The organism is Anaeromyxobacter dehalogenans 2CP-1 (genome assembly GCF_000022145.1).
Classification (GTDB): Bacteria; Myxococcota; Myxococcia; order Myxococcales; family Anaeromyxobacteraceae; genus Anaeromyxobacter; species Anaeromyxobacter dehalogenans.
Genome location: NC_011891.1, coordinates 3032575 through 3054788 on the forward strand (window position 1 = coordinate 3032575; position 22214 = coordinate 3054788).

19 protein-coding genes are annotated in these 22214 nt (G+C 76.9%); 4 read left to right on the top strand and 15 right to left on the bottom strand.

The window, feature by feature from the left end; genetic code table 11:
* Nucleotides 1-432: 432 nt before the first annotated feature.
* The 4 genes from A2CP1_RS13850 to A2CP1_RS13865 all read right to left on the bottom strand — a co-directional run bounded on the left by A2CP1_RS13850 (nt 433) and on the right by A2CP1_RS13865 (nt 3358).
* A complete protein-coding gene (locus A2CP1_RS13850) occupies nt 433-1716 on the bottom strand; it encodes an IS1182-like element ISAde2 family transposase (RefSeq protein WP_012633848.1) in 1284 nt (427 codons plus the stop codon).
* Nucleotides 1717-1869: 153 nt separating this feature from the next.
* Complete coding sequence (locus tag A2CP1_RS13855; RefSeq protein WP_012633849.1) at nt 1870-2322, bottom strand: DUF1801 domain-containing protein; 453 nt, start codon at nt 2320-2322, stop codon at nt 1870-1872.
* A gap of 179 nt (nt 2323-2501) precedes the next feature.
* Nucleotides 2502-3029 (bottom strand): SRPBCC family protein, encoded by a 528-nt coding sequence (locus A2CP1_RS13860; RefSeq protein ID WP_012633851.1) that lies wholly within the window; start codon nt 3027-3029, stop codon nt 2502-2504.
* Complete coding sequence (locus A2CP1_RS13865; protein ID WP_012633852.1) at nt 3026-3358, bottom strand: ArsR/SmtB family transcription factor; 333 nt, start codon at nt 3356-3358, stop codon at nt 3026-3028. Before A2CP1_RS13865 ends, A2CP1_RS13860 begins: the two co-directional genes overlap by 4 nt.
* A gap of 371 nt (nt 3359-3729) precedes the next feature.
* On the opposite strand from A2CP1_RS13865, the gene A2CP1_RS13870 reads away from it, so the two are divergent.
* Entirely contained in the window at nt 3730-6132 is a 2403-nt protein-coding gene (locus A2CP1_RS13870; protein ID WP_012633853.1) for a hypothetical protein, read from the top strand.
* 82 nt (nt 6133-6214) lie between these two features.
* Here A2CP1_RS13870 and A2CP1_RS13875 read toward each other — a convergent pair whose 3' ends face one another.
* A complete protein-coding gene (locus tag A2CP1_RS13875; protein ID WP_012633854.1) occupies nt 6215-9451 on the bottom strand; it encodes a fused MFS/spermidine synthase in 3237 nt (1078 codons plus the stop codon).
* Nucleotides 9452-9814: 363 nt separating this feature from the next.
* Between A2CP1_RS13875 and A2CP1_RS13880 the strand changes: the two genes are divergently transcribed.
* Together A2CP1_RS13880 and A2CP1_RS13885 are read left to right on the top strand one after the other, a co-directional pair.
* The gene (locus A2CP1_RS13880; protein ID WP_012633855.1) at nt 9815-10813 is read left to right on the top strand and encodes a hypothetical protein; all 999 of its coding nucleotides are present in this window, start codon (nt 9815-9817) and stop codon (nt 10811-10813) included.
* Between the two features lie 76 nt (nt 10814-10889).
* Entirely contained in the window at nt 10890-11600 is a 711-nt protein-coding gene (locus tag A2CP1_RS13885) for an SDR family NAD(P)-dependent oxidoreductase (RefSeq protein ID WP_012633856.1), read from the top strand.
* On the opposite strand, the gene A2CP1_RS13890 is transcribed toward A2CP1_RS13885, so the two are convergent.
* Nucleotides 11601-13376, bottom strand: a complete 1776-nt coding sequence (locus A2CP1_RS13890; RefSeq protein WP_012633857.1) for a sensor histidine kinase — start codon at nt 13374-13376, stop codon at nt 11601-11603.
* Between the two features lie 131 nt (nt 13377-13507).
* Between A2CP1_RS13890 and A2CP1_RS13895 the strand changes: the two genes are divergently transcribed.
* The gene (locus A2CP1_RS13895) at nt 13508-13939 is read left to right on the top strand and encodes a DUF2267 domain-containing protein (protein ID WP_012633858.1); all 432 of its coding nucleotides are present in this window, start codon (nt 13508-13510) and stop codon (nt 13937-13939) included.
* Nucleotides 13940-13957: 18 nt separating this feature from the next.
* Here the strand turns inward: A2CP1_RS13895 and A2CP1_RS13900 are convergent, their stop codons facing one another.
* The 9 genes from A2CP1_RS13900 to A2CP1_RS13940 are packed head-to-tail and all read right to left on the bottom strand — an operon-like array spanning nt 13958 to nt 22182.
* Nucleotides 13958-14587, bottom strand: coding sequence for a V-type ATP synthase subunit D (locus A2CP1_RS13900; RefSeq protein WP_012633859.1), 630 nt, complete (start codon nt 14585-14587; stop codon nt 13958-13960).
* A complete protein-coding gene (locus A2CP1_RS13905) occupies nt 14584-16017 on the bottom strand; it encodes a V-type ATP synthase subunit B (protein WP_012633860.1) in 1434 nt (477 codons plus the stop codon). The genes A2CP1_RS13900 and A2CP1_RS13905 overlap by 4 nt, the downstream gene beginning before the upstream one ends.
* Nucleotides 16018-16019: 2 nt before the next feature.
* Nucleotides 16020-17759 (bottom strand): V-type ATP synthase subunit A, encoded by a 1740-nt coding sequence (locus A2CP1_RS13910; RefSeq protein WP_012633861.1) that lies wholly within the window; start codon nt 17757-17759, stop codon nt 16020-16022.
* Entirely contained in the window at nt 17756-18154 is a 399-nt protein-coding gene (locus tag A2CP1_RS13915) for a V-type ATP synthase subunit F (protein WP_012633862.1), read from the bottom strand. Before A2CP1_RS13915 ends, A2CP1_RS13910 begins: the two co-directional genes overlap by 4 nt.
* A gap of 1 nt (nt 18155) precedes the next feature.
* Complete coding sequence (locus A2CP1_RS13920) at nt 18156-19169, bottom strand: V-type ATPase subunit (RefSeq protein WP_012633863.1); 1014 nt, start codon at nt 19167-19169, stop codon at nt 18156-18158.
* Nucleotides 19148-19759 carry a hypothetical protein gene (locus A2CP1_RS13925; protein WP_280959877.1) on the bottom strand — a complete coding sequence of 204 codons (612 nt, stop codon included), beginning with the start codon at nt 19757-19759 and terminating at the stop codon, nt 19148-19150. Before A2CP1_RS13925 ends, A2CP1_RS13920 begins: the two co-directional genes overlap by 22 nt.
* Nucleotides 19756-19971, bottom strand: a complete 216-nt coding sequence (locus tag A2CP1_RS13930; RefSeq protein WP_011420255.1) for an ATPase — start codon at nt 19969-19971, stop codon at nt 19756-19758. The genes A2CP1_RS13925 and A2CP1_RS13930 overlap by 4 nt, the downstream gene beginning before the upstream one ends.
* Before the next feature lie 16 nt (nt 19972-19987).
* Nucleotides 19988-21847: a V-type ATP synthase subunit I gene (locus A2CP1_RS13935; RefSeq protein WP_245529783.1), complete on the bottom strand. Its 1860-nt coding sequence runs from the start codon at nt 21845-21847 to the stop codon at nt 19988-19990.
* The gene (locus tag A2CP1_RS13940) at nt 21844-22182 is read right to left on the bottom strand and encodes a hypothetical protein (RefSeq protein WP_012633866.1); all 339 of its coding nucleotides are present in this window, start codon (nt 22180-22182) and stop codon (nt 21844-21846) included. Before A2CP1_RS13940 ends, A2CP1_RS13935 begins: the two co-directional genes overlap by 4 nt.
* Nucleotides 22183-22214: the final 32 nt, after the last annotated feature.

The following is a 22214-nucleotide window of genomic DNA, read 5'->3' on the forward strand; positions in this document are numbered from 1 at the left end:
CTCCCGCGATCGCCGTCGTGCCGGTCCTCCGCGCGATGGGCCAACGCCGCCGGAAGCGCTCGAGCCGCGAGGCGCGGGCTTCGCCGCGGCGAGGCACGTCTCGGCGGACGCGCTCAGAGCGCGTGAATCCATCCCCGGACCGAGCCAGGCGGTCGAGACGCGAGCAGCGCGAGGCGCGACGACCGAGCATGCCCGTCGGCATGTGAGGGAGGAGCAACGACGCGATGCGACGCGGATCGGCCGCCGCGGCGACGGGAGGGGATGGGTTCACGTGCTCTCAGGGACCGTGAAGTAATCCGTCCGCGCTGAGGGAAGCGGCGCGGGCAGGCGCCCGGGGTCGAGACGCGCCCACCTTCGGGGACGCAGGGGCGTCGGAGGGCTCGTTCAGCCGGCGGAGCTCGGTCCGGCGCCGGGAGTCCCGTCCGGAGGCGATTAGGCCGAGAGTCTGCTCGCGATGAGACGCATGATGTTGAAGCTGATCGCGGCGAGCAGCACGATCGTCTTCACCTTTACCAGCCCTCGGACGTTCAGCCGGTCGAGTCGCCGGTGCACACGGAGATCTGCGTTCGTCCTCTCGGCGAGGACGCCGCGCTGCACGTAGACGCGCTTGGCGTCCTCTGTCCCCATCCGCACGCGCCAGGCCCCGATCGCAGGTGTGTCGTTGCGCTTCGGAGCGTGCGGATCGACGGCTTTGCTCTTCGGCTTCGGCAGCGGCGCATACGGAGTCGCGCCCCGCTCTGCGATGGCCTCGATGTTGTCGAGCGTCACGAAGCCACCGTCGACCAGGTACTCGCGTGGCGTCTCGCCCGTTCGGCGCCGGATCTCGTCGAGCATCGGCACGACGTGCGGCTGGTCGGTACCGTTGTTCGTGACGTCGGTGCCCACGATGACACCGCTCTCGTCCGTCGCGAACTGCACGTTGTAGGCGGGCCGGAACCCACCGTCCGCCATCTTCATCACGCGGCTCTCCGCGTCCGTGGTGCTGACGCGGATCTCGCCGCGACGCCTCGCGTCCGAGGGCTTCTTCTCGTCTCGCTCGACGCGCTGCTTCTCGACGACTTCGACCTCCGCAAGTGCGGCCTCGACGGCATCGAGCCGAGCTTGCGCGGCCCGCTCCTTCGCAGCCTGCACACGCTTCGTCGAAGCTGACGGATCGCTCTCGATCTCGCGCCTGAGCTTTCGGACCTGTTCCTCGGCTTCTTTGCGGCAGCGCTCCAGTGACTGACGACGCCGGAAGCTCGCCGCGCCGGCGCTCGCCCGGACCTTCATCCCGTCCTGCGCCACGCGCCGGAGCTGCACCACGCCTTCCTTCATGAGCGCGGCCAGCACCTGCGTCATGAGCCGGTCGAGCTTCTTCCCGTGCTCCACGCGAAAGTCGGCGAGCGTATGGTGGTTCACCGGCACCCCGCCGCAGATCCAGCGGTAGGGCGCGTCCCGCTCGCACAGCCGCTCGAGCAACCGCGCGCTCCCCACGCCCTCCGAGTTGGCGAACAGCCACAGCGCGAGCAGCACCGCCGGGTCCGTTGCTGGCCGCCCAGCATTGCTGCCGCGCGACGCGATCTCGTCGTAGAACGCCGACAGGTCCAGCCGCTCGACCAACGTCCAGATGGCGCGAACCGGGTGCTCGTCCGGGACCAGCGCTTCGAGGTCCGTCGGCTGCAGCGAGAGTTGATTTCGGACCGGCCTCACCACCCGCGGCGCGTCGTGTTCGCTCACGCCCCGAGAAGATCACGGCCGGCGGCCACAGTCCATGGGGCACCGGCCGATTCCTTCACGCTCTCTCAGCGCGCGCTGCTTCGCGGACCGCCCGGACGGCCTGCGCCCGCCCAGCAACTCCGAGGAGCTGCTGGTGGCGACGACCTGAGCGTCTCATCGGCGCGGGCGGGCCGGCCTCCGTGCCTTCGGCCTTCCCTTCGCCTCAAGGTTGAGCGCCACCGCGGCGCGGACGAGCGCCTTCAGCGCCTTCGCGTCGACGGCCTCGCCCTCGCGGAGGTCGATGGCACGCCGCACCTTGCCCTCCAGGCTGGAGTTGAACAGGTGCGCGGGGTCCGGCAGCGCGGCGCCGCGGGCGAACGTCAGCTTGACGACGCTCTGGTAGGTCTCGCCGGTGCACACGATGCCGCCGCGCGACCAGACCGGCGTGCCCATCCACTTCAGCTCCTCGACGATGTCCGGGTCGGCCTGGAGGATGATCTCGCGTACCCTCGAGAGCGTCTCCCCGCGCCAGTCGCCGAGCGCCGCGATCTTCCGGTCGATCTCCGCGGAGGCGGAGCCTTCCGGCGCTGCCTTCTTCGTCCCGGCCTCGGGTCCGCGCGCGGTCATCGGAGTGCGTCCCGGGGCTGCGCGCGGGCGGTGAACGTCACGTGGACGCAGCAGAGCGCGGTGACCGCCCTCGCGGCGGCGGTCGTGGCGCGGGGGCGCGAAGGCTCGGCCGCACGGGCCGGCGCCTGCAGGGTCGTTTCCATGCGATGCTCCTCGATGTCCGTTCGCGGGTTCGACGGCTACCCGCCGAGCCGGGCCGCGTACTCACCGACCAGGCGCTGCCAGCCGGCGAGCTTCATCGCGTCCGGCCCGACGATGCGTACGATGGGCTCGCCCGCCAGGCGCCGGTCCAGCACGTCCAGGCAGACGTGCCACCCGGCGGCGCCCCACGACACGAAGCGCCGGTCGATGCCGTGCCACAGCGTCAACCGCGTGCCGCCGGCGAGCGGCTCGAGCTCCCAGCGAAGCTCGCCGTCGCCCCAGGTGTACTCCAGCACCCTCGGCGCCTCCGCCCGCCTCACGGTGGACGCGGACACCTGCGGCGTCGGCGTGCCCACGGTCGAGAGGGTCACCGGCCCCGCAGCGGCCAGGGTCCGGTCCGCGTCGAACGGCGCCCACTCCGCGAGGTGCGCGGGATCGGTGAGCGCCTCCCAGACCCTCGCCGGCGGGTGGCGGAGATCCCGCACCAGCACCAGGGTCCAGCGCTCGCCATCCTTGCGGACCTCGGCCCCGGACGCGGCGCCGGGTTCGTACTCGCGGCTGCTCATCGCTTCGTTCCTTTCCGTGAGGCCTGCTCCATGCGATCGAGGTGGCGCTCGAGCGCGTCCACGTGGGCCGTCCAGAAGCGCCGGAACGGCGCGAGCCACGCGTCGATCTCCCGCAGCGGCTCGGGCCGGATCCGGTAGACACGCCGCTGCGCCTCGACCCTCGCCTCCACCAGGCCCGCCTCGCGCAGCACCCGGAGGTGCTTGGACACCGACGTCTGCGGCATCCGCAGCCGGCGCTCGATCTCGCCGACGGACTGCTCCGAGGATGCGAGCAGGCCCAGGATGGCCCGGCGGTTCGGCTCCGCGATGGCGGCGAAGGACGTCTCCACGCTTCGTCATATGCCGACTCGTTCATATGACCGCAACCACACCAAAGGGTCCTCGTCGCGCTCCCTCGCGGCTCCGGGACGCGAGCGGGCGGCGCGCCTGCCGCCGCGCCGGATGGAGCGGCTCCACGCGGCGGCGCTCGCGGCGGGGCCGACGACGGGACGCGCCGACGCGGTCCCGCCGGCGCCTGCCCGCGTGGCGTCCTCACCCCCCGAGCGAGGAACCGGACGCCGGGTACACGTTCCGTACGGCACGTGATCGTGGGATGGCGTGCACGTCGGGCGCCTGCTCTGGTGGCGCGTCACGGGGATGGCGCTGCCGGCGGATCGACGCCGCCGAGCGACCGGGGATGGGGGCGCGGGGGGCCCGACCGATGACGAAGACTTCGACGGTGCTCGCGCTCGTGATCGCGGGCTGTGGCGGCAGCGGTGGCGGCGGCTCGCAGGTCGGGCAGGTCGTCACGGTGGTGCGGACCGACGCCTTGACGGCGCCGGACCAGGTGACGGCGGTGAGGGTGTTCGCCTCGCCGGCGAACGTCACGCAGGACCTGGCACACCAGCCGGACGGCACCTTCGGCGGCGTGCTCACGCTGCCCGTCGGCGTGCAGACCATCACGGTCTCGGTGTATGCGGGCCCGTCCGTCGTCGGCACCGGCGCCGCCACCGTCGCCATCCAGGCGAACGCGGCCTCCCAGGTCACGCTCCGCATCGTGGACAGCACCGGCCCCGGCCCCACGCCGGGCCAGGGCCCGATCATCGTCGCCCTCTCGGCCTCCAAGATGACGCCGCTCGTGGGCGAGTCCATCGCCCTGAGCGCGCGCGTGGTGGCGCCCGCGGGCGCGGCCGTGACCTACGCATGGTCCCAGGATTGCGCCTCCGGAACCTTCACCACGCCGGCCGCCGAGTCCACGAGCTGGTCCTCGAGCGCGGCGGGCGCCTGCGCGCTCACGCTGACCGCCACCGCGAACGGCCTCGCCGACGCGAGCGCGGTCGCCATCCAGGTGCTGGCGCCGGGGAGCGCCACCGGGTCGGTGTCGATCGTGGGCACGTTCGTGCCCCGCACCACCATCGGCGCCATCTCCGCCTACCCCTCCCCCGCCGCGACGGAGGCGGGCTGCACGGTCGGCCGCACCGGCGCCGACGGCACCTGCCGCATGGCGGTCCACTCCGGCCAGACGATCGGGATCACGCTCGACCCCGGGGCGGCCCCCGGCGCCGCCACCTACGCGCTCCGGGACGGCTGCGGCGGCGCCATCGTCCCCGGCGCCGCGGCGTCCTCCTTCCAGTGGACGCCGCCGTCGGCGGGCGGCTTCTGCGTGCTCACCGGGACCAAGGTCGAGGACGGCGTCGCCGACGCCTTCGCGTTCGGGCTGTACGCCGACCCCGTGCTCGCCCCGTCGCCCCGGCAGGCCTTCGACTGGACGCCGCACGCGGTGGGGACGGCACCGCCGCCCCACGCCTTCGTCGAGCAGCCCACCACGGCCGCGCACGTGGTCTGGAGCGGCACGACCTTCGCGGACACGCATGGCCGCATCACCTTCGTCCCGCAGGGCGCGCTGCCGTCCACCACCGCCGTGGGCCTCTGGAGCCCGGCGGAGACGCTGGTCGGCCCATGGGCCACCGGCGCGACCCGGTTCGTGGCCGACGCGGCGCACGGGGCGAGCGCGGTGGACACCTCCGGTGACTTCACGGTCTGCGTGAAGTTCAAGCCCGGCCTCCACCCCGGGATGACGGCGCCCAACAAGACGCTGGTGGCGCGCGGGCAGGCCGAGTTCCCCACCGCGGCGTGGCCGGAAGGCTGGGCGCTCATGCAGATGCACGAGGCCTACTGCTTCCACTACCTCACGGCGACCGCCGGAGGCGCCATCATGTCGCCGGACACGAGCGTGACGCCGGAGGCGGTCGAGACCTACGCGTTCGACTACATGTGCGGCGGGCGCGCCGGCGGGCAGATCCTCGCCGGCGCACATGGCCAGAGCGGCGCGCTCGCCACCGCGGTCGCCACCGCGTTCTCCGACGAGTCCGCCCTGCCGCTGTCCATCGGCTCGTACCCGACCGGCGACGACCCCACGCTGGACGCCTCCGTCTACGAGGTGATCTTCGACACGCGCCCGGCGACGGTGGACACGTTCCGCGACATCGTCGGCGCTGCGGAAGGCACGCGTCTCGCGAACGGCGCGGTGTGGGTCCCGCGGCGCGTCGCGGGGGAGACGGCGACCGGCGCCGACGGTCAGGGCTACCCGCTGCCTCCCTACGCGAACCCGGGGCGGTGGCCCGTCCCGGTGGTGGACGGGACGGTCCCCGGCAACGCCCAGCTCGGCTACCGCCGGCCGCTCGCGGAGCGGACCTCGACGACCGGCTACTGCATCGGCGCGGAGCTGGTCGCGGACGGCGCGTGGGCCGACGTCGGCGGGATCGTCCTCACGTTCATCGACGACGCGGCCACGCAGTCCACCCGGCTCTACCTCGACCCCCGCGTCTGCTTCGCCACGGAGGCACCGGGGCAGGCGGCGACGTCGGCGTGCAGCGCCTCGACGCTGCCCTACGACTCGTGGCCGCCGGGTTCGCTGCACCGGTTCACCGCCTGCGCCGACGCCAGCAGCGGGGCGCTGACCGCCTACGTGGACGGCGCCGCCACGTCCGTGCTGCCCGCCGGAGCCACCGGCGGCGTCCCGGACCTCTCGAGTGGCGTGCTCACCATCGGCTCCAGCCTGGGCGGCGCCAGCATCTCGCGGGTCTTCGCCTGCCCGTTCGCGGACGCGGCGCGCTGCCAGTGAGCCCGGCGCGAGCCGGGGGGCCGGTGCGCGCGCCGGTGTTCGATCGCCGCGCGGGCGCGTCGCCGGCCGCGACGACTTCGCGTCAGGGCGCCGCCGGAGCCTCCAGCCGGAGCGGCTGGCCCGACCGGTAGCGCGCCAGCGTCGCGCGCGCGTCGCCCGCCTGCGCGGCGCCCGCGCGCTCCAGCAGCTCCACCGCCCTGCCCTGCTCCGCGACCGCGTCGCCGAACCGGCCCGCGGCGGCATACGCGGCCGCGAGCGTCTCGAGCGCGGCGGGATCGCGGCCGTCGGTGAGCGAGCGGGCCCGCGACGCGAGCCGCACCGCCTCCTCGGCGTCCGTGCCGGTGGCGCCGGGCCGGGTGGCGAGCAGCAGCGCCGTGCGGCCCAGCGGCTCGGGTGCGCGCGGATCGAGCCGGACCGCCTCGCGCAGCTCGCGCAGCCCCTCGTCGAAGCGGCCCGCCATCGCGAGCGAGGTCCCGAGCGCCGCCCGGAGCCGGGCGGCGCCGGGGGCGAGCCGCACGGCCTCGCGCGCGTGATCGGTCGCCTCGCCCGGGCGGCCCACCCCGAGGAGCAGCTCGGCGGCCCAGCGGTGCGCGCTGCCCGACTCCGGGTTGAGGTCCAGCGCCCGGCGCTCCGCGGCGAGCGCCTCGGGGACCTGGCCCTCGAGCGCGAGCGCGCGACCGAGGTTCACCCAGGCGGTCGCGAAGCGCGGCCACGCCGCGATCGCCGCGCGGTACAGGCCCTCGGCACGCGCGAGATCGCTCGAGCGGTCGGCGTCCACCCCCAGCTGCACCAGCGCCTCCGCCACCGCCTGGCGGATCACGCCGTCGGCGGGCGCGGCCTGCGCGGCGGCCTCGAGCTGGGCGACGCCCGCCGCGTCCCCGCGACCCAGGGCCGCCACCCCGGCGACCAGGAGCCGCTCGGCCCGGGCGCCGTCCGCCAGCGCCGCCGGGTCGCCGCCGGTGACCCGCGCCGTGGGAGGGATGCCGCGGCTCAGGGTCCCGAGCGTGGCCAGGTTCGCGGCGGCGCGCACGCCGGGCGGCACGGCGAGCTCCGCGGGCGCGTAGAACTCCAGGACCGGGCGCTCCAGGGTGTTGACGGTGTCCTCCAGCGCCAGCCACGGTGCGAGCGTCTCGCGGTCGGCCGCGAGCAGCGCCACGACCTCGGCCGCCGTCCGCCAGCCGTGCCGGCGCAGGTCGTCGCTCTCCGGCGCGTCGAGCACCCGCTGGACCCTGGCCAGGTCCAGCGCCAGCGGGCCGTCGAGCCCGACCAGGAAGCACGACGACTGCGCGATCCACACGTAGGTGTCGGGGAACGCCTCCTCGAACGTGCGCAGGATGACGCGGAGGTCCGCCGCGGGCACGTCGAGCGGAACCCATTGCATCATCACGCCGCCGGGGGCGAGGTGGGCGCGCGCCGACCGGTAGTAGTCCTGCGAGTAGAACTGCGCGTTCCCTGCGTGCCCGGACCGCGACTTGCCGTCGGAGATGATCGCGTCGTACCGCTCGGCGCTCCGGCGCAGGAAGGCCACGCCGTCGTCGTTCACCACCCGCACGCGCGGGTCGTCGAGCACCGCGCCGTCGAAGCGGTCGAAGAGGCGCGCACCCTCGATCACCGAGGGCGACAGCTCGACCACGTCGACCCGCTCGACCCCGGGGTGGCGCGCCACCTCGCCCGCCAGGATCCCGGTGCCGAGGCCGATGGTGAGCACGCGGGCCGGAGGCCGGTCGCGCAGAAGGATCGGGAAGTGCGCCAGCACCTGCTGCTTGCGGTCCACGCCCTCGCTGCTCTGGCCGATGCGGACCCCGTCCACCAGCATGACGCGCTGCCGGCCGTCGTCGGCGCGCTGGATCACCTTGACCGTCGAGACCAGGCCCTCGCGGTAGAACAGCACCGGATCGTCCGGGCCCTCCTCGGTGGCGCCGAACGGCGCGGGCCGCCAGAGCGCGACCAGCAGCGCGCACGCCCACAGACCGGCGGAGACGGGCGCCGCGCGGAGCAGGACCGCCGGCCGCCGGTGGTCCTCGCGCGCGGGGAGGAGCGCCCAGGCGGCGGCGATCAGGTTCAGCACCGCCATGAGCGCGACGCCCCGCTGCATCCCCACGGCCGGCAGCACCACGAAGCCGCCCAGCACCGCGCCGGCGATGTTCCCGAGCGTGTTCGCGCCGTAGAGCTGCCCGAGGCGCCCGCCCAGCGTGTCGAGCGAGCGGGCCCAGATCCGCGCCGCGAGCGGGAACGTCATCCCGATGAGCGTGGTCGGGACGATCATCACCAGGAAGCTGAGCCCGAACCGACCGGCGAGCAGCGCCTCCCACCGGAGCTCCAGGCCGTCGATCCACCGCTGCGCGTCGCCCATCAGCGCGCCCATGAGCGGCAGGGTCGCGAGCGTGGACGCGGCGATGCCGGCCTGGACCCAGCCGAACGCCCGGCGCGGGCTCCGCACCCGATCCACGAACGCGCGCGCCACGAAGCTCCCCAGCGCGATGCCCACCAGGAACGCGGTGAGCATGGTGACGAACGCGTAGGTGGAGGTGCCAACGATCAGGATCAGCATGCGCGTCCAGATCACCTCCAGCGCGAGGGAGGACACGCCCGAGAGCGCCATGACGGCGAGGATCCACCCGGTCCCGGACGCCGCGCCCGCCGCCGGCGCGGGCGCGGGAGCCTCGACGGCGGGCGGCGGCGCCCCGGCCGCGCCGCGGGCCCGCGAGAACGCGAGCGCCCCGAGCCCCACCGCCACGTTCGCCGCGGCGGCGGCCCACAGCGTGCCGTGCACCCCGAGCGCGCGGATCAGCGCGAAGCCCGCCGCGACGCTCCCCGCCACCGCGCCCGCGGTGTTGAGCGCGTACACGAAGCTCAGCTCGCGGCCGAGGTGGCCGATGCGGCGGACCAGGGCCCGCGTGATCGCCGGGAGCGTGCCGCCCATGAGCACGGTGGGCGGCAGCACCACCACCGCCGCGAGTCCCGCCCGCACCAGCAGCAGCCCGAGGGAGTCCGGCGCGAGCCGCGAGGCGGCCCACAGGTGGACCGGATCGAGGGCGCGCACCACGGCGGTGCCTGCGATCGCCGTGACCGCGACGCCCAGCTCGAGCAGCGCATAGAGCCGCAGCGGGTCGCGGCAGCGGTCCGCCGCGCGCCCGAGCAGCCAGCTCCCGAGCGCCAGCCCACCGAGGAACGTGGCGAGCACCGCGGTCACCGCGTGCGCGGTGACGCCGAAGATCTCGTTCAGCAGGCGCGACCACGCCACCTGGTAGACCAGGCCGGCCGCGCCGGAGACGAAGAACAGCGCGTACACCCCGCCGTCACGCCGGAAACCCCTCATGGGGGTGCGACTGTATGCTCCGGCCCTGCGACGATCCATCCCCCGGGAGTCGGTGGGAAGCCCCAGGCCACCCGGGGCGGTGAGCGACGGCGCGCGGCAGCGACGGATTCACGATGCGTGCGTGCGCGGCCCCGGGACGTATCCCGCCACCGCGCGCGCTCGCGCGGCCCCGCCCGACGCCGGAAACCTACAACCGATGCAAGGAGATGTGCGCTGTCTGCCCACGGCGGCGCCGCTGCTTTGGCGGCTTTTGCTGACCCGGTGCGTCGTGGGATTTTGCCCCACGATTCAACGACACCGGATCGCGGGACGCACCCAGGGCTCACCGGGGGTTCCGCCACCCCAGCCCGCAAGGAAAGCGAGATGCCGATCACCCGCCTGCTCCTCGCCTTCGCCGTCCTGGCCGCCCTGGCCGGATGCGGAGGCGGAGGCTCCACCTCCACGCAGGGGCCGCTCCCCCCCGCCGGCCAGACCGTGACGGTCGAGGTCCGCCCGAAGGAGATCCAGGTCGCGCCGGGCGGGACCGTGGACTTCTCCAGCGTCGTGACCGGCACCGCCGACACGGGCGTCACCTGGGAGGCCGACGCCGGCACCGTGAGCCAGACCGGCAGCTACGTCGCGCCGCTCGCCGCGGGCACCTACACCGTCAGCGCGACGAGCAAGGGCAACGGACTGGCGAAGGGCCGGTCGAAGGTCGTGGTCACCCCGACGCCGGCGCCGATCTCGGTGACCGTCTCCCCATCGACGGCCGCCGTGGGCGCGGGCGGCACGGTCGCGTTCACCGCGACGGTCAGCAACGCCATCGACCCGAGCGTCGCCTGGACCGTGCGCGAGCCGTCCGGCTGCGGCAGCGTGAGCGCGGCCGGCGTCTACACCGCCCCCGGCGCGGCGGCCACCTGTCACGTGGTGGCGGCGAGCGTCGCCGATCCCACCGCCACGGCCGAGGCGACGGTCACCGTGAGCGCGCCGACGCTGCCGGGGCCGGTGGTGGTGAGCCTCTCGCCCGTCAGCGGCGCGGTGGACGCGTGCCGCACGCTCACCTTCACGGCCACCGTCACCGGCGCCGCGAACGGCGCGGTGACCTGGTCCGTCCAGGAAGGCGCGGCCGGCGGGTCCATCACGTCGGGCGGCGTCTACACCGCGCCGGACGCGGCCGGCACGTATCACGTGGTCGCGACCAGCCAGGCGAGCGGGACGGCGAGCAAGGTCGCGGCGGTCACGGTGAGCGACCGGATCCTCGGCGTGTCGGTCTCGCCGGCCACCGTGGAGCTGGCGCCCGGCGCGAGCGCGCAGTTCACCGCCACCGTCACCACGACCTGCGGCGCGTACGCGACGACGCGGACGATCACGGCGCCGAACTGACCCGCCGCTGCGCGGGCGCGCGCGGGCCCGCGCCCGGGGGCTTTACTCGCGACCGGATCCGGCGCATGCCGTCGGCATGACCGGATCCGATCGCCCGCCCCGCCGCACCGCGCTCGTCACGGGCGCGAACCGTGGGATCGGGCTGGCGGTCGCCGAGGCGCTGGCCGCCCGCGGGATGGCGGTGCTCCTGGGGACGCGCGATGCGGCGGCCGGCGCCCACGCCGCCGCCGCGCTCTCGGCCCGCGGTCACGCCGCCCGCGCCCTCGCCATCGACCTGTCCCGTCCCGCCTCGGTGGACGCCGCCCTCGCGCAGCTCGCCGCCGACGCCGTCCACGTGGACGTGCTCGTGAACAACGCCGGCGTGTACCCGCAGGGCGGCGTGCTGAGCGCGCCGGAGGAGGCCTTCCGCGAGGCGATGGAGGTCCACCTCTTCGGCCCGCTCCGCCTGTGCCGCGCGCTCGTGCCGGCGATGCAGCGCGCCGGCTGGGGGCGCGTGGTGAACGTCTCGTCGGGCTCCGGATCGTTCGGCGAGGGGCTGGAGGGCCCGGCGCCGTACAGCATCTCCAAGGCGGCGCTCGACGCGCTCACGCTCAAGCTCTCCGGCGTGACCGGCCCCGCGGTGAAGGTGAACGCGGCGTGCCCGGGGTGGGTCCGGACGCGCATGGGCGGCGAGGAGGCCCCCCGCTCGGTGGAGCGCGGCGCGGAGGGGATCGTCTGGCTGGCCACGCTCCCGGACGACGGCCCGAGCGGCGGGTTCTTCCGCGACGGGCGGCTCATCCCCTGGTGATCAGTGCGCCTGCCCCGGCTGATCCTCGCCGGACGGCTCGCCGGCGCCGTGAACGGCGAGGTCCTCGCGCGGCAGCTCGCGCGGCACCTCCAGCACGAAGGCCGTCCCCTCCCCGTCCGCCGGCTCCAGGCGCACCGTGCCGCCGTGCGCCTCGGCGATGCGCCGCGCCAGGAACAGGCCCAGCCCCAGGCCGCCATGGTGGCGCCACGACGTCGCCCGCTCGAACCGGCCGAAGATCCGCTCGGCGTCGGCCGGGGCCACGCCGGACCCGTGATCCACCACGACCATGCGGCCGAGCGCGCCCGCGGCCTCGACGCGGATCTCCACCGGTCGCCCCGCGCCGTGGCGGACCGCGTTCGAGAGCAGGTGCCCGAGCGCCTGCTCGAGCCGCGCGCGGTCCCCCCACGCTGGCACGCTCCGGCTCCGCAGGTGCAGCTCGATGCCGTGGTGCGACGCCTGGTCGACGCTCCGGCGCAGCGCGCGCCGCGCAACCTCGGCGAGGTCGAGCCGCTCGCGCTGCAGGGCCACCGCGCCCTGGCCCGCCCGCGAGACCTCGATGAGCGCGTCCACCAGCGCGTCGAGGCGCGCGGTCTGCCGCAGCGCCGCGTCGGCCCGGGCCACCGCGCGCGCCGGGTCGGCCCCTCCGCGCGCCAGCGCCGCCCGGAGCGCCTCCGCCTGGAGGCGCAGCGTGGCGAGCGGCGTCCGCAGCTCGTGCGACGCGACCTGCAGGAACTCGTCGCGGGCGCGCACCGCGGCCCGGAGCTCCTCCTCCACCCGGCGGCGGGCGGAGACGTCCTCCGCGGACCGCACCAGGTAGCGCGCGCGCCCCGCGCCGTCCCGGACCGCGGCGCAGGTCACGTTGACCCACTGCGTCCCGCCGTCGCGGCGGAGCAGGCGCTCCTCCGCGGCGTAGCCGTCGAGGTCGCCCGCCAGCAGCCGCGCGCTGCGCTGCGCCTCGGCGGCGCGGTCGTCGGGGTGGGTCAGGTCGAGCACGGTGGCGCCGCGCAGGTTCTCGCGCTCGCAGCCCAGCAGCTCCCGGTAGCGGCGGTTGAGCCGCAGCCAGTGGCCGTCCGGCGACACGTGCGCCATGCCCACGCCGGCGTGCTCGAAGGTGGCGCGGAACCGGGCCTCGCTGCGCCGGAGCGCGCCGAGGCTGCGGCGCAGCCACGCGCCGAGCAGCACCGCGAGCGCCACCGCCACCGCCGCCGCGCCGGCCAGCGCGAGCAGGCCGCGGCGCTCGCCCGCGGCCACGGCCTGGCGCGCCCGGGCCAGGTCCTGCTCGTGGGCCCGCACCAGCGCCGAGACCCCGTCGTCGATGCGGCGCCGCACCGGGCCCGCCGCGGTTTGCAACCGCCTCGCCACCACCCCCGCCGGCTGCCCGCCCAGCCGCTCCATCGCCGCCTGCTCGCCCAGGCGCCACAGGAGCGCGTGATCCCCCGCGAGCGCGGCCACGCGCTCCCGCTCCTCGGGGGTGCTCGCGCGCGCCGCGGCGCGCCCGAGCAGGTCGGCCACCTCCGCCTGGTTGCGGCCGAGCGCGCGGACGGTGGCGGGCTCGCCATCCACCGCGGCGTCGCGCGCGAGGCGCAGGCCGAGCTCGCTCGCGGTCGCCAGCCGCTCCGTGTCCACCAGCGCCGCCACGTTCTCGTCGAGCAGACGGTCCCACGCCTCGCTCGCCATGCGCTGCGTCCGCACGCCCAGCGCGGCGACGCCGAGCACCGACACGACGCCGACCGCCAGCGCCGCGGGCCAGACCGAGGCCCGGGCGCGGGACGCCATCCCCGGCGCGCCGCGCGGGCGCTCCCGCCCCGTCCTCCCCGTTCCGAGCCCCATCGCCACCCGGCAATATGGCGGCCCCGCGGCGGGGAGGCCGGGATGACGGCCACGCGTCCGGTGACGACGTTCCGGGCATGCCGAGGCTCGCGGATCCGCTCATCGATGCAGACTTCCGGGCGCTCGTCGAGGCGCTCGCCCGCGAGGGCCTGCCGCGCCGCGCCGAGGCGGCGAGGGCCGTCGAGGCGGTCGCCTGCGCGCTCGCCGATCGCACACGCTCCTCGGACTTCGCCTCGCTCCGGGAGGTCCTGCCCGAGCCCTTCCGCGGGAAGCTCTCGCTGTGCGAGCGCCACCGCGGCACGACCCTGGCGCGGCCGCGCGAGCCGCTCACGGCGGAGGCGTTCGAGGCGCACGTCGCCGAGGACCTGGGCCCGTCGCCCGGCGGCGCCGAGGCCGCCGCCCGCGCGGTGTTCGCGGCGCTGCGGGCGCAGCTCCCGGAGGAGCAGGCCGAGGAGGTGGGGCGGCTGCTCCCGCCCGAGCTGCTGCCGCTGTGGCGACGGCCGAGCTGAGAGCGCCGGCGCAGCCGTTCAGGCCGGGCGTGGGTGGCGGGCGCGGAAGCGGCGCAGCCGCACCGCGTCCTCGCGGTCGCGTTCGTCCAGCGCCGCGGCGATGCGCGAGGCCTCGGACCGGAGCGCGGGCAGGACGAGCTGCTCGAGCGCGTTGATGCGCCGCGAGGTCTCCCGGATCTCCTCGCCGAGCCGGGCGAGGTGCAGCTCCTTGGAGGCGATGGTCAGCAGCACCTCCAGCGACTCCTCGTGGTGGCGCGCGGCGTCCGCGCCGGACGGCCCCCAGCTCACCGGCGAGCTGCCCCGCTGATCGGCCGCGCGCACCAGCGGCGGCGCCGCCACCGACGGAGTCGGCACGCCCCACACGCGCCGCACCGTCACGGCGAGCGGGACGGCGCGGGCCGCCGGCAGCGCCAGCGACGCGAGCCGCTCCTCGCCCTCCAGCGCCTTCGCCAGCTCGAGCGCCTTCACCGCGCGGTGCAGCGCCTCGTCCAGCCGGGCGCGCCCCTCCAGCACGTCGTGCACCAGCTTCCACAGCTCGCTCGCCAGCACCTCGCGCTTGGCGCGCAGGAGCCGCGCCCCCTTGCCGGCCACGGCGCGGCGGGCACGGACCTCGAGCAGCCCCATCCGCGTGGTGGCGGCGCGGCTCATGCGACGGCTCCGCCGGACACCGCCGCCGCCCCGGCCGCGGGTCGGGCCGAACGGGCGCGCAGCAGCCGCTCCGGGATGCGGGTGAGCGCCGCGGGCGGGAAGCCGGACAGCAGCCGCCAGCCGGCCTCGAGCGTGTCCTCGATGGTGCGGAAGGTGCCGCCCTGTCCCACCAGCTCGTCCTCGAACGCGTCCGCGAACGCGAGCAGCCGCTTCTCCTCCTCGCCCAGGCTGGCCGCGCCCACGATGGCCGCCATGCGCCGCACGTCGCGGCCGCGCGCGTAGAACGCGTACAGCTGGTCCGCCACGGGGCGGTGGTCGTCCCGGGTCTTGCCCGGCCCCGCGCCCAGGCCCATGAGCCGCGACAGCGAGGGCAGCACGTCGATGGGCGGGTACACGCCGCGGCGGTCCAGGTCGCGCGAGAGGACGATCTGCCCCTCGGTGATGTAGCCGGTCAGGTCGGGGATGGGGTGGGTGAGGTCGTCGTCCGGCATGGTGAGCACCGGGAGCTGGGTGAGCGAGCCCGGCCGCCCCCGCACGCGCCCCGCGCGCTCGAAGATCGTGGCGAGGTCGGTGTACATGTAGCCGGGGTAACCGCGCCGCCCCGGCACCTCCTCGCGCGCCAGCGCCACCTCGCGCAGCGCCTCGCAGTAGCTGGTCACGTCGGTGAGCACCACCAGCACGTGGAGCCCGTGCACGAACGCCAGGTGCTCGGCGCAGGTGAGCGCGCACCGCGGCGTCATGAGCCGCTCGATGGGCGGGTCCTCGGCGCGGTTCAGGAACACCACCGTGCGAGCCAGCACGCCCGCGGCGCGGAACGCCTCCAGGAACGCGTGGTACTCGCGGAACGGCGAGCCCATGGCCGCGAACACCACCGCGAACGCCTCGCCCCCGCGCACCCGCGCCTGGCACACGATCTGCGCCGCGAGGCGCGAGGCCGGCAGCCCGGCGCAGGAGAACACCGGCAGCTTCTGGCCGCGCACCAGCGTGTTCATCCCGTCGATGGCGGAGACGCCGGTCTCGATGAAGTCGGAGGGCTTCTCGCGCCGCGTGACGTTGAGGGCCGCCCCGTGGATGGCGGGGCGCGCCTCCGGCACCGGCGGCGGCAGGCCGTCGGCGGGCCGGCCGAGCCCGTCCAGCACCCGCCCCAGCATGCCGCGCGAGACGCCCAGGCGCGCCACCTGCCCGGTGAGCGTGACCTCGGCGCGCGCGGGCGCGAGGCCGCGCGTCTCCTCCAGCACCTGCACCGCGATCCGGTCGCGCGAGAGCGCGATCACCTGCCCGCTCCGCTCCTCCGCGGCGCGCCCGTTCGCCTCGGGCTCGCCCCGGATGCGCACCACCTCGCCCAGGCGCGCGCGCGGCACGCCCTCCAGGAACAGCAGCGGGCCGGCGATGCCGAGCGCCCCGCGGATCCGGCGGGTGACGAGGTCCATGATCACTCCGCCTCCAGGCGCGCCAGCGCCTCCGAGAGATCCGCGCGCAGCGCGGCCGCCGCCCCGGGCACCTCGGCGGCCGGGAGCTGCGCCAGCCGGAGCAGGCGCGCACCCAGGCCGGTGTCGAGGATCGACCGGAGCGGCACGCCCGCGCCGACCGCGGCGCCGGCGCGCCGGTGCCACTCGAGGAACAGCCGGAGCATCTCGAACGCCTTCGCGGGCGGACAGGTCGCGTCCGCCGGATCGAGCGCGCTCTGGCGCAGGAAGCCCTCGCGCAGCAGCCGCGCCGACTCCAGCACCAGCCGCTCGGCGTCCTGCAGCGACTCGGTCCCCACGAGCTCGGCCACCTCGGCCAGCTCGCGCTCTCGCTGCAGGAGCTTGCGCGCCTCGTCGCGCAGCGCGCCGAACCCGTCGCCCGCCTCGCGCTCGAACCAGCCCGCGAGCCGGTCGCCCTCCAGCGTGAAGGACACGCTCCAGTCCACCGCCGGGTAGTGGCGGCGGTGCGCCAGGTCGGCCGAGAGCGCCCAGAGCGCGCCGGTGGCGCGGAGCGAGCACTGGGTGACCGGCTCCGAGAGGTCGCCGCCGGGCGGCGACACCGCGCCCACCATGGTCACCGCGCCCTCGGCCCCGCCCAGCGTCTCGACCCGGCCCGCGCGCTCGTAGAAGCGCGCCAGCCGCGAGGCGAGGTAGGTCGGGTAGCCCTCCTCGCCCGGCATCTCCTCCAGCCGCGCCGAGATCTCGCGCAGCGCCTCGGCCCAGCGCGAGGTGGAGTCGATCATGAGCGCCACCGATCGGCCCATGTCGCGGAAGTACTCGGCGATGGCGCAGCCCGTGTAGATGGACGCCTCGCGCGCGGCCACCGGCATGTTCGAGGTGTTCACGATCATCACCGTGCGCGCGAGCAGCGGCCCGCCGGTGCGCGGGTCCTCGAGCCGCGGGAACTCGTCCAGCACCTCGGACATCTCGTTGCCGCGCTCGCCGCAGCCCACGTAGACGACCACGTCGGCGGCGGCCCACTTCGCCAGGCTCTGCTCCAGCACCGTCTTGCCGGTGCCGAAGCCGCCCGGCACCACCGCGGTCCCGCCCGCCGAGACCGGGAAGAAGCAGTCCAGCACCCGCTGCCCGGTGAGGAACGGCACGTCCGGCGGGAGGCGGCGGCGCGCCGGGCGGGGGCGGCGCACCGGCCAGCGCTCCAGCAGCGCGAGCGTGGCGCCCCCTTCCAGCAGCACCGCCGGCTCGTCCACGCGCCGCGCGCCGCCGCGGACCTCCGCGACGCGACCGGTCACGCCGGGCGGGACCACCACCGGGTGGTCGGGGGCGCCCGGCGCGCGCGCCACGCCCAGGCGCGCGCCGCCCTCGACGCGGTCGCCGGGCGCGACGGCGGGCTCGAACTCCCAGGCGCGCGTGCGGTCCAGCGCCGGCAGCGAGGCGCCGCGGCCCAGGAAGTCGCCCTCGCGCGCGGCCAGCTCGGAGAGCGGACGCTGCACGCCGTCGAACACCGAGCCGAGCAGCCCCGGGCCGAGCTCCACCGCGAGCGGCTCGCCCGAGGCCTCCACCGGCTCGCCCAGCGCGAGCCCCGCGGTCTCCTCGTAGACCTGGATGGTGGCGCGGTCGCCCTCGATGCGGATGATCTCGCCGAGCAGCCGCTCCTCGCCGACGCGCACCACCTCGTTCAGGCTCGCGCCGGAGAGGCCCTCCGCCACCACCGTCGGTCCGGCCATCCGCATCAGCGTCCCGCTCATGTCGCCCCTCCCCCGCCCGCGCTGCCCAGCTTGACCCCGTAGCCCACGGCGCGGCGGATGAGCGCCGCGACGTAGGCGCGCCCCCTGCCCTCCTCGCCCAGGCGCCGCGGCAGCGCGAACGGCAGCACCACCGGCAGGCCGCGCTCGCGCACGCGCGCGAGCAGGCGCTCCGGGACCGAGCGCAGCAGCTCCTCCTCCGCGGCCAGCACCCCGACCTCCGCGTCCCCGAGCAGCCGCCGGAAGGCCGCCGCCTCCTCGCCCGGCGCCACCGCCTCGACAGGCGCCCCCGCCAGCCGGAAGCCCAGCGCGTCCGCCGGCCGCACCGCCACCGCGAGCCGCAGCGCGCCCGCCGCGCCGGCCGCCACCCCCGCCCGCCCGCCAGGCGCGGCCGCCATGTCACGCCTCCACCAGGTCGAGGAGCTCGTCGCCCGCGACGCCGACCGCGGCGCCGCGGAGGAGCACGGCCACGCGGGCCACCTCGGCCCGGCGCTCCAGCAGGTGCCGCAGCGGCACCGCGATCGAGAGCGGCCGCCGTCGCGCCTCGCGCCGGAGCGGCGCCACCAGCGCGGCCTCCAGCGCGCGCTCCGCCGCCCATGGCGACGCCAGCGCCGCGTCGGGCAGGCCGAACCCCGCCGCCACGGCCCGCCGCGCCGCCGGCGGCCCCGCCCGCGCCAGGGCGTCGAGCGCGGCCGCGCCCCAGCGCCGACCGCCCTCGAGCCAGGTCCCAGGCTCCGGCGCGCCGCCATCCAGCTCCAGCAGCGTCTCCGCGTTCCGCGCGTCCACGCGATCGGTGAGGTGGCGCGCCAGGATCTCGCCGTCCTCGCCGCGGCGGCGGCACGCGGCCCGCGCCCGCGCCAGCCCGGCGCGATCCGCGGCGCGCTCCAGCGGCGCGAGCCCGGCCTTCGCGACCTGCGGCAGCGCGGGCCGGACCGCGGCCGCGACCGTCGAGCCGGCCGCCTCCAGCACCGCCACGGCGTCCGCGAGCGCCGGCGCGGCCGCGGCGGCGCGCAGCGCCTCGGGCCCGGGGGGCGTCACCGCGGGCGCCGCGGCGACGGTCGCGTCGATGGGCGCCCCCAGCGCCACGCCGCGGAGCACCGCCTTCACCGCCGCGGCCTCGTCGAGCGCGAGGAACGCCGCGAGCAGGGCGCGCGCGCGGCGCCCCTCGGCCAGCCCCACCAGCCGCTCGGCCTCGGCCCGTGCCGCGGCCCGGAGCCCGGCCTCGACGCGCGCCAGCGCCACCGGCGGGACGGCCGCGTCCGCCGGCAGGCCGGCGCCGGCGGCCCGGGTCCGGAGCAGCTCCACCCGCGCCTCGGTGGACGGGCGCGTGAGCAGCTCGCGCAGCCCCTGCGCGTCGAGCAGGAGCGGTCGCCGCGCGCCCACGCGCGCGTTCAGGCGGTCGAGCCGGGCCACGCGCCCGCCTCCGCGAACAGCATGGCGGCCAGCTCCGCCTCGGCCTCGGGCCACAGGCGCTCGAGGCGGGCCGGCAGCGTGTCGTCGAGCTCCCGCCGCCCCACCCGCACCCGGACGCCGCCGCGGGGAGCCGGGGCCTCGCGCACGGTGGCGCGCGCCGCCGCGGCGGGGTCGAGCCGCGCCAGCGCGGCGCGGCAGGCCTCGGCGGCGCCGGGGTCCACCTCCACCTCGAACGGCGCGTCCCCCACCTCCGGCAGCAACTCCGCGAGGAGCTGCGCGTCCAGGGCCGCATCCCCGGACCCCGCCAGCGCCCCGACGGCCGCCCGCTGCAGCGCCTCCAGGGCCTCGCGGCGCGCCAGGAGCGACACCCGCTCCCGCTCGCGCCCGAGCGCCTCCCCGCCGGCGCGCGCGGCCTCCGCCGCGTCGCCGGCGGCGCGGGTCACCAGCGCGTCGCGCGCCGCCGCGGTGGCGCCCCGCGCCTCCTCGAGGATGCGCGCGGCCTCGCGCTCGGCGGCCGCGCGCACCTCCCGGGCCTCGCGCTCCGCCTCCTCGGCCAGCACGCGCAGCAGGTCGCCGTAGCCCACGATCACCCTCCGGTCAGGATCAGCACCGCCACCACGAACCCGAGGATCACCAGGGTCTCCGGGATGGCGAGCATGACGATGACCGCGCCGCGCACCTCCGGCTTCTCCGCCAGGGCGCCGGCGCCGGCCGACCCGATGCGCGACTGGACCCAGGCGGTGGCGAGGGCGGTGACGCCGACGGCGAGCGCGGCGGCCAGCGTGATGAGCACCTTGTCCACGTCGTCCTCCCTTTCGTCATGCGTCGAGGGCGAACGGCCGGAACGGCTCGCCGCCCTCCTGGTAGAACTTCTCGAAGAACTCCACGTAGTGCAGGCGCAGCGCCGCCACGATCGGGCTGATCAGGCACAGGCTGAAGTTGACCGCGTGCAGCAGCACGCCGATGGCGATCCCGACCGGCGCGGGCTCGAGCGTCGCGGCGATCAGGTTCGCCACCTCGGCGAGCATCGCCGAGGCGAGCCCGAGCGCCATGAGGCGGGCGTAGGACAGGACGTTCCCGAGCCCGAGCACGAGGTCGAGCGCGGCCATCGGCCCCTCGGCCCCCACCGCCACCGCGAGCGCGCCCAGGGTGCCGAACAGCGCCGGCCGCAGCGCCCCCGCCGGCAGCTTCCCCGCCAGCGCGGCCGCGCTGGCCGCGGCCGCGACGAGGAGCACCCCCTTCGCGGCCCGGCCGACCGCCTCGCGCACGTGCCGCTCGCGCAGCGCCGACCCGACGCCGAGCCCCATGCCCAGCAGCACGTGGACGCCGCCGAGGGCGAGCACGCCGGCGAGGAAGGACATGAAGCCCCGCCGGCGGTCGAGCAGCAGCGGGTGCAGCCCCAGGTGGGCGCCGAGCTCGCCCAGCGCCTCGCCGTAGAGCAGGCCAAAGAACGCCGACGACGCCGAGCACCACAGCGCCACCCAGGCGAGGTCGCGCCCGGCCCGCCCCCCCCAGCCGCGCCGGCGCGCCCAGAGCGACACCGCCACCCCCGCCGCGCCGAACGCCACGTCGCCCAGCACCAGGCCGAAGAACAGCGGGAAGAACAGGGCCAGCCAGGGCGTCGGGTCCACCGAGCCGTAGCGCGGGAGCGAGACGAGCGCGAGGAGCCGCTCGAACGGGCGCAGCCAGCCACGGTTGCGGAGCACCACCGGGACCTGCGGCCACTCCGACCGCCGCGGACGCTCGGCCAGCACCGTGATCCGGTCGCCCAGCTCGGCGGCGACGGCGGCCCGCAGCGCCGCGACCTGCTCGGCGGGCATGTAGCCGGTGGCCACGAACGCGAAGCGGGTCTCGCCGCAGCTCCCCATGGCGTGCAGCCGCGCCAGCTCGCCTTCGGCCCGGGCGCGCGCGCCCGCCAGCGCCGGGGCGAGCCCGGCGCCGAGCCGCGCCAGCGCCGCGTCCGCCGCGGCGATCTCCTCCGGCAGCGCCCGGGCACGCGCCGACAGCAGCAGGAGCACGTCGAGCAGGCGCCGCCCGCCGTACGCCGGCGGCAGGCGCACCTCGTCCACGCCGCGCTCGAAGAACAGGGCCGTCAGGGCGCGCCCGGCCGCGCGCGGGACCACCACCAGCACGCCGGTGTGCTCCGCGTCGAGCGGCCGCGCCTTCACCTCGCAGGCGCCGCCCGAGAGCCGGCGCACCTCCGACTCCAGGAGCGCCAGCGCCGCCGGGTCGGTGCGGAGCACCAGGCCGTGCAGCTCCGGCTCGGCCGCGGGGTCCACGCCGTGCGTGAGCGGCGCGAGCGCCATCACCAGCCGGGCGAAGCGCGCGGTGGCCTCGCGCTCCTCGGCGAGCGCGGCGCGCCCCGCCTCGATCCGCGCCAGCTCCGACTCGAGCGTGGCGAGCCGGTCGAGGAGCTCCTGCGTGCCGGGCTCGGGCAGCTCCAGCGGCGCGGCCTCCCCGCGCGCGGGCGGGAGCCGGCCGGCGAGCGCGTCGATCTGGCGGACCGCCTCGGCGAGCCGCGCCGCCCGCTCCGGCGCGCCCGGGAGCGGCGCCGCCGGCCGCGCTGCGGCGGGCGCCGGGCGGAGCTCCACCGCGCCCCGCACCTGGAGCAGCTCGAGCGCCCGCGGGAGCAGGTCCCGCGGCCCGAGCACCTCCACGCGCGCCATCGGCAGGATCACGGCTCCCCCCGCACGCGCGCGCGCAGCCAGGCCAGCGCCCGCGCGCGGTTCGCGCCCGCTCGGCGCGCCACCTCGGCCCGGTCGGACTCGCACGCCGCAAGCGCCGCCTCCTGCGCGCGATCCTGGGCCTCGGCGGCGGCAGCCCGCAGCGCGTCGGCGGCGCGCTCCGCCTCGTGACGCGCGCTCGCCGCCAGCGCCTCGGCCTCGCGCCGCGCGCGCTCCAGCGTGGCCGCCGCCTGCCTGCGCGCCTCGGCGACCTGCTGCTCCAGGGTCGCCTCGTCCTGCCGCAGCCGATCGACGGTCCCGCGCTCGCCGCCCTCGAACGGCGTGTCCACGGTTGCCCCCTGGGAGCGAGCAAACGCCCCGC